This window comes from Bellilinea sp., assembly GCF_053501535.1.
Genome location: NZ_JBRCOK010000088.1, coordinates 22,753 through 32,397 on the forward strand (window position 1 = coordinate 22,753; position 9,645 = coordinate 32,397).

A 9,645-nucleotide genomic window follows, 5' to 3' on the forward strand; every position below is an offset into this window, starting at 1 on the left:
CTCCCTAAATGAGGTGTCGCCCACCATCTACATGCAGAATTTCGCCGGTGGTGTAAGTGGCTGAGCCAAGCAGGTAAAGCAGGGCCTGACCCACTTCCTGCGGCTGCGCCCAGCGCCCAGCCGGCACCCCTGAAATGGCTTGATGAACATCCCCACCATCCGCAGGTGGTAGAATCGCACCTAAAGCAATCCCGTTGACCGTAATGGACGGCGCAAACGCCACCGCCAGAGAGCGGGTCAGGCTTGCGAGGGCGGCTTTGCTAATTGTATACGGCAGATGATCATCCACAGGACGCAACGCCCGCCAATCCAGGATATTGATGATTCGCCCTTCCTGTTCGGTTAATCTTCGGGCAAACGCTTGACTGAGCAAAAACGGCGCGGTCAGGTTGATATTCAGATGCCTTTGCCAATCCGAAAGGGTCACCTGATCCCATCTAAGCGGTTCAAAGATGGCGGCATTGTTGACCAGGATTTGAAAGGGGCTGAGTCTCCATGCCTGCTCCACCACCCCTTCCAGTTCTTCCAACTGATTCAGATCAGCCTGAATCAACCAACCGCTGACGCCTTTTTGCCGAATCTCAGAAAGGGTCTGTTCCGCAGCGGCATGAGAAGAACCATAGTGGACGATGACATTCACCCCCGCCTCAGCCAGCGTCAGTGAAAGAATCCTGCCAACGCGGTGTGCGCCACCTGTAATGAGTGCCGTTTTTCCTTTCAGGTTCATATTTTCCCTCCCGTTTGAATTGTCTTTTTACGCTGCATCAACCATACCGCCGCTACAAGAATAAACCAGGCAGTCAGCTGTTCGATGCCAACGCCACCCAGCCCGATTAGAGCTCGATCAGACCGAAACACATCCACCGCAATTCGGGCAAAAGCGGATAAGGAAACAAACATCAAAAAGCGTTTACCATCAGGCAGAGAAAAATCCCCTGGCCTGGATTCAACGATTCTCCAGATCACCACCGCCAGCCCAAAATCGTACAGTTGGGTTGGATGACGGTATTCATCGAACAGATAAATACTCCATGGCAGTCGCGCCGGAATGCCAAAACCGCTGCCAGAAGCCAGATTCATCAGTGCAACCGACATCATCAACACCCCCAGCGCAGGTGTGAGGGCATCCAGGGTCTGCCACAGATGAAGATGTTTGCGCTGACCATAGATCAAACCAATCAACAGCATGGCAACCAAACCACTCGCCCCATCCAGCATTTGCGGAGAAAGTGCCAGCGCATCCAGCGGTTTCTGGCTGAAGGCAGCCAGATTCTGGGCAATATACCCCAGCCGCGCCCCTACCAATCCGCCCAACAGGGAATACAAGATCAGTGCGTTGATTTGCTCAACATCCAATCCTCGCCGGCGGGCAAAAGATTCGCTGCGATTCAGCCCAAACCAGATTCCCGCCAGCAGAATCAGTCCCGGCAGTTGAATTGCAAACGGCCCGACATTGAGTACCGGCAGCATCAATTCCCCTCCCCCAACAATTTCTGCACCTCGACCTTGAGCAGCCCCTCGTTCAGCGGCCCCCCGTAAATCACTTGACGAATGATTCCTTTACGGTCAATGAAGAAGGTGGTTGGCAGTGCCTGTATTTGATAACGGCGAGATACCACTCCGTCCGAATCGAACAACACAGGAAATTGAACCCCCCGCTCCTCGGCAAACCGCAAGGCTGACTCGCCATCATCCTGATAGGTCGTATTGACTCCCAAAATAACCAGGCCTTCATCCTTGTGCAGGTCGTAAACCTGCTGAAAAGCAGGCATCTCCGCCCGGCAAGGCGGGCACCATGACGCCCAAAAGTTCAGGATCACCACAGAGCCTTGCAACTCCTGCAAGGAAAGGGTTTGATCAGAAGCAACCCGCAGGGAAAAAGGAGGTGCCGCAAAGCCCACTTTCGGCAGAGTACGCCCCGTGTCCGAGTTTACTGGTGAATACCAGACGGAAAATAAAATGATGAATATACCGGTTACGGGCAAAACCCGCCACAACCCCTCTTTTTCAAAAAGCCACTTCAACATAGGACAATGGTAAGAGCGAGCGCTCCAAATGTCAAGATGAGATCAGGAGACTTATCTTGACAAATCCGATTTGATTGGGTATGATTGAAATACCCCTCCCCAGTGGGGGTGGGAGAGGAAGGGATATGGCAGATATGAAACATGAAAATGTGCTCAATCGCTTGAAGACAGCCGAAGGGCATTTACGCGGAATTCAGCGCATGGTTGAAGAAGATGCCTACTGCATAGACATCATCCGCCAGATTCAGGCGGTGCAATCTGCACTGAATAAGGTCAGCTCCATTTTGCTGGAAAACCACCTCAACACCTGCCTGATTACCGCTGTCCGTGGGGAGGACCCGCAGGAGAGAGAGCGAGTTCTGCGCGAAATCGTGGATGTTTACGAAGCCATGTCCAAAGTCTAAATCCAATCTTTCAGGAGGTTTCTCATGAATACCGTTACCTATTCTGTTCCCAGCATGCACTGCCATCACTGTGTTCATACCATTGAAATGGAACTTGGCGAACTGGAAGGCGTTCAATCGGTTCAGGCTGACCTGAATTCCAAACAGGTGATTGTTTCTTTTCAACCGCCGGCAAATCCGGAAAAAATTGAAAATCTGCTGGCTGAAATCAATTACCCTGTTCAGAAATCATCATGAACCAAACCAGACAAGTCGTTTTGCCGGTTACCGGCATGACCTGTGCCAACTGTGTTGCCACCATTGAACGCAACCTGAAAAAACAAAACGGCGTTCAAACCGTGGCTGTAAACCTGTCCTCCGAACGAGCCGTGGTCGAATTTGATCCCGCTCTGGTAGGGCTGGATGATCTTATCCAGCGCGTTCAGCGCGCGGGATACGGGGTGGCAACCGGGCAGGCCAGTTTTACCGTGCAAGGGATGAGCGATGACAACGACGCCCGGCGGTTGGAAAAAGCTCTCAGCCGGATTGACGGTATTCTCAAGGTACAGGTCAACCACGCTGCTGAACGTGTACAGGTCGAGTACATTCCAACTCTGGTTAACCAAACCGATCTGCGCAAAGTCATCCAGTCGGCTGGTTTTACAACGCTTGAAAGAGATATCCAGGTGCAGGATGCCGAAGGCGAAGCCCGCGCAACCGAGATCCGCCATCAGCGCCAGTTGCTGATCATCGGTATCATTTTTACCTTGCCCCTCTTTCTGCTTTCGATGGGACGTGATCTCGGCTTTCTGCCGATGGAGTGGAAACATGCACCCTGGTTGAACTGGCTGCTGTTTGTTCTGGCCACCCCGGTTCAATTTTACGTAGGTGGACAGTATTACCGTAATGCCTACCATGCCCTTCGCAACGGTTCTGCCAACATGGATGTACTGATTGCCATGGGCACTTCTGCAGCCTACTTTTACTCGATAGCCATCTTGCTTGGCTTGGTCAATGACCATGTTTATTTTGAAACCGCCGCCGTCATCATCACCCTGGTGCGATTGGGCAAGTTTTTAGAAGCGCGTGCCAAAGGCCGAACCAGCGAAGCCATCAAAAAGTTGATGGGATTGCAGGCTCGGACCGCCCGCATCACCCGCAACAATCAGGAAATGGAAGTGCCAATTGAAGAAGTAACCATCGGGGATATTGTATTGGTGCGTCCCGGAGAAAAAATCCCCGTTGATGGCGTCATCATCGAGGGTCACACCAGCGTGGACGAAGCCATGCTTACCGGAGAATCAATGCCGGTTGAAAAACGCCCCGGCGATGCGGTGATCGGAGCAACTCTCAACCTGAACGGTTTCATCCGCTTTGAAGCCACCCGGGTTGGAAAAGAAACCGTGCTGGCACAAATCATCCGACTGGTAGAAGATGCACAGGGCAGTAAAGCACCCATCCAAAAACTGGTTGATCGAGTAGCGGCTATCTTCGTCCCGGCTGTAATCGCCATCGCAGCAGTCACTTTTCTGGTGTGGTATTTTCTAATCCCCCTGCCCGCCGCTGCCCCAACCAGTCTCTTCACCCGCGCAATGGTCAACATGGTGGCGGTGCTGGTCATTGCCTGCCCATGCGCGCTCGGTTTGGCCACCCCCACAGCCGTCATGGTAGCTACCGGACGAGGCGCCGAGGGTGGAGTTTTGATACGCAACAGTGAAGCATTGGAAAGAGCGGCCAGGGTTAACCGCGTGGTGTTGGACAAAACCGGCACAATTACGCGCGGTCAGCCAGGGGTAACCGACCTCATTCCGCTTTACCCGCCCCAGCCCAACTCACAAACCGCCAATTGGGAATGGTTAAAGTTAGCAGCCAGCGCCGAGCAGGTCAGTGAACATCCTCTGGCACAAGCCATTGTGGCCGAAGCCGGTAATCGTGAGTTAAAGTTGGCCCAACCGCAATCCTTCAAAGCAGTTACCGGGCACGGTATTCAGGCCGACGTGGATGGTCATCAAGTCTGGGTTGGCAGTCCGCGTTGGGAGGTTTTCCAAAATCTTTCCCTGAACGGCATTCAAACAGTAATCACTGAACTGGAAAGTTCCGCCAAAACAGTAATTCTGGTTAGTATTGACGGTGTACCGCAGGGTGTAATTGGCATCGCGGATAGAATCAAAGAGGGTTCAAAGGAGGCGGTTGAGGAATTTCACCGGCTCGGCTTGAAAGTTACCCTTCTGACGGGGGATAACCGCCGTACAGCCGAAGCCATCGCAGCCCAGGTTGGCGTTGATGATGTGCGCGCTGAAGTTCTGCCGGACGGGAAAGCTCAACAAGTCAAGGAACTGCAAAGTCAGGGTAATGTAGTTGCCATGATTGGTGATGGAATCAACGATGCGCCCGCGTTGGCTCAGGCAGATGTGGGCATCGCCATCGGCACTGGCACCGACGTTGCTATGGCTGCTGCTCCCATTACCCTCATCAGCGGGGATTTACGCGCAGCTGTACGCGCCATCCGCCTTGCGCGGCGCACACTTAAAACCATCCAGCAGAACCTTTTCTGGGCATTCTTCTACAACACGATTCTGATTCCCGCTGCTGCTGCCGGTTTCTTGAATCCCATGCTGGCAGCCGCAGCCATGGCATTCAGCAGTGTTTTTGTGGTTAGCAACAGTCTGAGGTTGAGAAGAACCCCCTTGGATTGATTAAATTAAAGTCACATTTTTCTACACGATGCGCAGATGATTCCCAATGGGTTGAATCTGTGCATTTTTTTACATTTCCATCAAAACTTGAACGTTCTAAACGATAAAATGGTAGAATTTCAAACCAGAACTTATTTGCATGATATTTTTATTCAATGTCAAAGAGGAAGGAACTTCACATGAAACAACTCACTCCGCAATTCGAAGAAAAGGCCATCAATACCATTCGTTTTCTCTCTGCAGATGGTGTCCAGAAAGCCAACTCCGGCCACCCCGGTTTGCCAATGGGCGCTGCTGTTCTGGCATATGTCATCTGGACACGTTTCCTCAAACATCACCCTGCAAACCCGGCTTGGCCCGACCGTGACCGCTTCATTCTTTCAGGCGGCCATGGTTCCATGCTGCTTTATTCTTTGTTACACCTGACCGGCTATGATCTTCCGCTGGAAGAACTTAAGAAATTCCGGCAATGGGGCAGCCGTACCCCCGGTCATCCGGAGTATGGTCTCACCCCCGGCGTGGAAACCACGACCGGCCCGCTTGGACAAGGCTTTGCCAACGGTGTGGGCATGGCAATCGCCGAGGCACACCTTGCCGCTCAATTCAACCGCCCCGGCTTTGAGATGATTAATCACTTTATCTATGCAATCGTAACCGACGGTGACCTGATGGAAGGGGTTGCTTCCGAAGCCGCCTCACTAGCTGGTCATTTGCGGCTCGGCAAATTAATTTATCTTTACGACGACAATCGCATTTCCATTGATGGTTCCACCGATCTGGCATTCACCGAAGACCGCGCCAAACGTTTTGAGGCATACGGCTGGCAGGTCATTCGCAATGTGGATGGACTTTCCATCCGTGAGGTCGAATCCGCCATCCGAAAAGCCCGTCGGGATAGCCGCCCTTCGCTCATTCTTTGCCGTACCCATATTGGTTACGGATTACCTACCCGGCAGGACACCGCCAAAGCACACGGCGAACCGCCCGGAGAAGAGGAACTGCGCGGCGCCAAACAAAAATTAGGCTGGCCGCTTGAACCCGACTTTTACATCCCCGAGGATGTTCTGCAGTTCTTCCGCTCCGCGCTGAGAACCGGTCAACGCGCCGAGCGTAAATGGCAGCGCCTGTTCAACGCCTATCAACAGACCCATCCTGATCTGGCCGCCGAATTGAAACGCCGGCTGGCAGGGGAACTTCCCGAGGGCTGGGATCACAACTTACCTGAATTCCCCGCTGACCCCAAGGGAATGGCTACCCGGGCAGCATCCGGCAAGGTGATTAACGCATTAGCCGAACGCCTGCCGGAACTGATCGGCGGTTCAGCAGACCTCACCCCTTCCAACAATACCTGGATCAACAACAGCCCTTCTTTTCAAGCCGATAACCGTCTTGGGCGCAACTTTCACTTTGGGGTGCGCGAACACGGAATGGGCGCAATTGTCAACGGAATGACCCTGCATGGTGGTGTGATTCCCTATGCCGGTACTTTTCTGGTCTTTTCGGATTATATGCGACCGGCAGTGCGCATCTCCGCCCTCTCGCACATTCCCTCAATTTGGGTCTATACCCATGACAGCATCGGCCTGGGGGAAGATGGCCCAACCCACCAGCCGGTTGAACATCTGGCAACGCTGCGTGCCATCCCCAACCTGATCGTTATCCGTCCAGCCGATGCCAACGAAGTGCGCGAGGCATGGATTGCTGCCATTCGTAACCGCCACCAACCGACCGCCCTTGCCCTGACCCGCCAGGCCGTGCCCGTGCTGGACCGCAGCACATTCGCCCCTGCCAGCGGTTTACAGCGCGGTGCTTATGTGCTGGCAGACCTCGGCGGAGCAAAGCCCCAAATTATTCTGATGGCATCCGGATCAGAAGTAGCCCTGATTGTAGATGCCGGTTACACACTGGCTGCCGAAGGTTACAATGTTCGCCTGGTATCTTTCCCCTCCTGGGAATTATTCGAGCAACAAGACCAGAGTTATCGCGATGAGGTTTTACCTCCATCCATCAAACGCCGATTGGCGGTTGAAGCCGGTGTGGCACAGGGCTGGCATCGTTATGTTGGCGATCAGGGGCGCATTATCAGCATCGAGCGTTTCGGCGCATCCGCCCCTTACAAAAAAATCTATGAGGAATTTGGCTTAACCGCAGCAAACATTTTGAAAGAAGCCCGAAACCTGCTGGGTATCAGCAACCCATAGGAGGACAACCCCATGCGAGTGGCAATTTCCTGTGATCATGCCGGTTTTTTGTTGAAAGAGGAAATCATATCAGCCGTGCGCACCGCTGGGCATGAAGTAGTTGACCTGGGTACTTACTCTCCCGAAGCAGTGGACTACCCCGATTTCACCCGCAAGGCCTGCCGGGCAGTTTTGGATGGCGAAGCCCAGCGCGCAATTGTTATTTGCGGTTCCGGCGTAGGCGCCAGTATAGCCGCCAACAAGTTCAAGGGCATTTATGCTGGTTTGTGCCATGACACCTATTCCGCTCATCAGGGAGTTGAACACGACAACATGAATGTTCTCTGTTTGGGCTCCCGAATTATCGGCGCAGAGCTGGCTAAAGAAATCGTGCGCGCCTTTTTGTCCGCCTCTTTTAGCGGTGAAGAGCGTCATGCCCGCCGCTTTGGAAAAGTTCAGGCTATTGAAAGAGAAAATTAAGAGGTATTCCATGAACCGTGTCCATCAACTTCACCAATTGGGTCAATCCCTGTGGTATGACAATATTCAACGCTCTTTACTGGAAAATGGCAAACTGGCCCAATTTCTTGAACAAGGGCTCATCCGCGGAGTAACCTCCAACCCCTCCATATTCCACAACGCCATTGCACGCTCCAACGATTACGATGCCGCCCTCAAACCCATGGCCTGGTCGGGTTGGAGTGCCGAACAGATTTTCACTCAGCTGGCCATCGAAGATATACAAGCCGCAGCCGACCTTTTTCGTTCGCTATACGAAGAATCCAATGCGGCAGATGGATTTGTGAGTTTAGAGGTCAATCCTCTCCTGGCAAATGACACCTCCGGCACGGTTGCCGAAGCCAAACGACTCTGGTCTCTGGTCAACCGTCCCAATCTGATGATTAAAATCCCGGCCACACCGGAAGGCATCCCCGCAATTCGGCAATCTATTGCCGAAGGCATCAACGTCAATGTAACACTCATCTTTTCACTGACCCGTTATGCCCAGGTGATTGATGCCTACCTCTCTGGATTGGAAGACCGTCTGGCGAACGGCCTACCCATTGACCGAATTGCATCGGTGGCCTCTTTCTTTGTCTCGCGGGTGGATACTAAAGTAGACCAATTGTTGAATGAAATTATCCAGAAAGAAGAGAGCAATGCAGCCCTCGCTCAATCCCTGCTTGGCAAAGCCGCCATTGCCAATGCTCGTCTGGCCTATGCCCTCTTTCTTGAAAAATTTTCTGAACAGCGGTTTATTTTCCTACGAGAAAAGGGCGCGCGAACCCAGCGTCCTCTTTGGGCTTCCACCAGCACCAAAAACCCGGCCTATCGGGATGTCATCTATGTGGAAGAGTTGATTGGTCCTGACACAGTCAATACCGTTCCTCCCCAAACGCTGGAAGCCTTTACCGATCATGGTGAAGCGCAAATTAAACTGGGGGCAGATGTACAAGCCGAGCAGAAAGTTATCCAACAACTGGAACAACTCGGTATCTCGATGGACCGCGTCACCTATGAACTGGAAATAGAAGGGGTCAAAGCCTTTGCCGATGCTTTTACCGCCCTTCAACAAGCCATTGAGCAGCGCCGCCAGGCCGCGCTTGAGGAACTTGGACCACTTCGCGGTATCCTTCCAACCGCTTTGCAAAGACAGGAGCAGGAACAGGTTATCCAGCGAATTTTTGAACTGGATGCCTCTCTCTGGACAGACAATCCAAAAGGTCAGGCTGAAATTCGTCAGCGGTTGGGTTGGCTGCATTCCCCTAAAAACAGCCGTAACCTGATCGAGGATTACCGGCAGCTATCCGAGTCCTGTCGCAAAGATGGCTTGACCCATGCTCTTCTTTTGGGGATGGGCGGTTCATCACTTGCGCCGGAAGTCTTGCGCTTAACATTTGGGGTGGGCAAGCTGGCAGAAGTGGATGCTCTTGATCTTGCTATTCTTGACTCTACTGATCCCCAGCAGGTTCAAGAAGCCGCCCGCCGCGCTCCAATCGAGCAGACCCTCTTTATCGTGTCCAGCAAGTCTGGCACGACCAGCGAAGTGAATGCCTTTTTCGATTACTTCTGGCATCTGGCAGCGGATAGACTGGGAGAAAAAGCCGCTGCGCATTTTGTCGCCATCACCGACCCGGGTACCCCGCTGGAAAAATTAGCGCGTGAAAGAGGTTTCCGCGCCATGCTGCCCGGCGATCCACAAGTCGGTGGGCGATACTCGGCATTGACCCCCTTCGGTTTATTTCCGGCTGCTTTGCTGGGCATGAACCTCGAAACCCTGCTCCAACGCGCCGAGCGGATGATGACCCAGTGTTTACCCAACACGCCTGCCGCCCGCAACCCCGGTCTGGTGCTGGGT

Annotated in this window: 9 protein-coding genes; 6 read left to right on the plus strand and 3 right to left on the minus strand. The window is 53.1% G+C overall.

All coding sequences use genetic code 11. The features are described from left to right. Positions 1-4: 4 nt before the first annotated feature. Genes ACWIZX_RS09035 through ACWIZX_RS09045 form a run of 3 tightly spaced genes read right to left on the minus strand, consistent with a single transcriptional unit; the run spans position 5 to position 2,027 of the window. Entirely contained in the window at positions 5-727 is a 723-nt protein-coding gene (locus ACWIZX_RS09035; RefSeq protein ID WP_448335522.1) for an SDR family oxidoreductase, read from the minus strand. Further along, positions 724-1,470 (minus strand): prolipoprotein diacylglyceryl transferase, encoded by a 747-nt coding sequence (locus tag ACWIZX_RS09040; RefSeq protein ID WP_448335523.1) that lies wholly within the window; start codon positions 1,468-1,470, stop codon positions 724-726. The genes ACWIZX_RS09035 and ACWIZX_RS09040 overlap by 4 nt, the downstream gene beginning before the upstream one ends. Continuing rightward, positions 1,470-2,027 carry a TlpA disulfide reductase family protein gene (locus ACWIZX_RS09045; RefSeq protein ID WP_448335524.1) on the minus strand — a complete coding sequence of 186 codons (558 nt, stop codon included), beginning with the start codon at positions 2,025-2,027 and terminating at the stop codon, positions 1,470-1,472. The genes ACWIZX_RS09040 and ACWIZX_RS09045 overlap by 1 nt, the downstream gene beginning before the upstream one ends. Before the next feature lie 125 nt (positions 2,028-2,152). On the opposite strand from ACWIZX_RS09045, the gene ACWIZX_RS09050 reads away from it, so the two are divergent. The 6 genes from ACWIZX_RS09050 to ACWIZX_RS09075 form a co-directional block, all read left to right on the plus strand. After that, complete coding sequence (locus tag ACWIZX_RS09050) at positions 2,153-2,431, plus strand: metal-sensitive transcriptional regulator (protein WP_448335525.1); 279 nt, start codon at positions 2,153-2,155, stop codon at positions 2,429-2,431. Between the two features lie 24 nt (positions 2,432-2,455). Beyond that, complete coding sequence (locus ACWIZX_RS09055) at positions 2,456-2,668, plus strand: heavy-metal-associated domain-containing protein (protein WP_322792696.1); 213 nt, start codon at positions 2,456-2,458, stop codon at positions 2,666-2,668. Further along, positions 2,665-5,106, plus strand: coding sequence for a heavy metal translocating P-type ATPase (locus tag ACWIZX_RS09060; protein WP_448335526.1), 2,442 nt, complete (start codon positions 2,665-2,667; stop codon positions 5,104-5,106). The genes ACWIZX_RS09055 and ACWIZX_RS09060 overlap by 4 nt, the downstream gene beginning before the upstream one ends. Positions 5,107-5,285: 179 nt before the next feature. Then, positions 5,286-7,307: a transketolase gene (tkt, locus tag ACWIZX_RS09065; RefSeq protein WP_448335527.1), complete on the plus strand. Its 2,022-nt coding sequence runs from the start codon at positions 5,286-5,288 to the stop codon at positions 7,305-7,307. Positions 7,308-7,319: 12 nt separating this feature from the next. Next, on the plus strand, positions 7,320-7,766 hold the full coding sequence (gene rpiB / locus ACWIZX_RS09070; RefSeq protein WP_448335528.1) for a ribose 5-phosphate isomerase B: 447 nt from the start codon (positions 7,320-7,322) through the stop codon (positions 7,764-7,766). 10 nt (positions 7,767-7,776) lie between these two features. After that, on the plus strand, positions 7,777-9,645 hold a 1,869-nt coding region (locus ACWIZX_RS09075; protein WP_448335529.1), incomplete at its 3' end, for a bifunctional transaldolase/phosoglucose isomerase.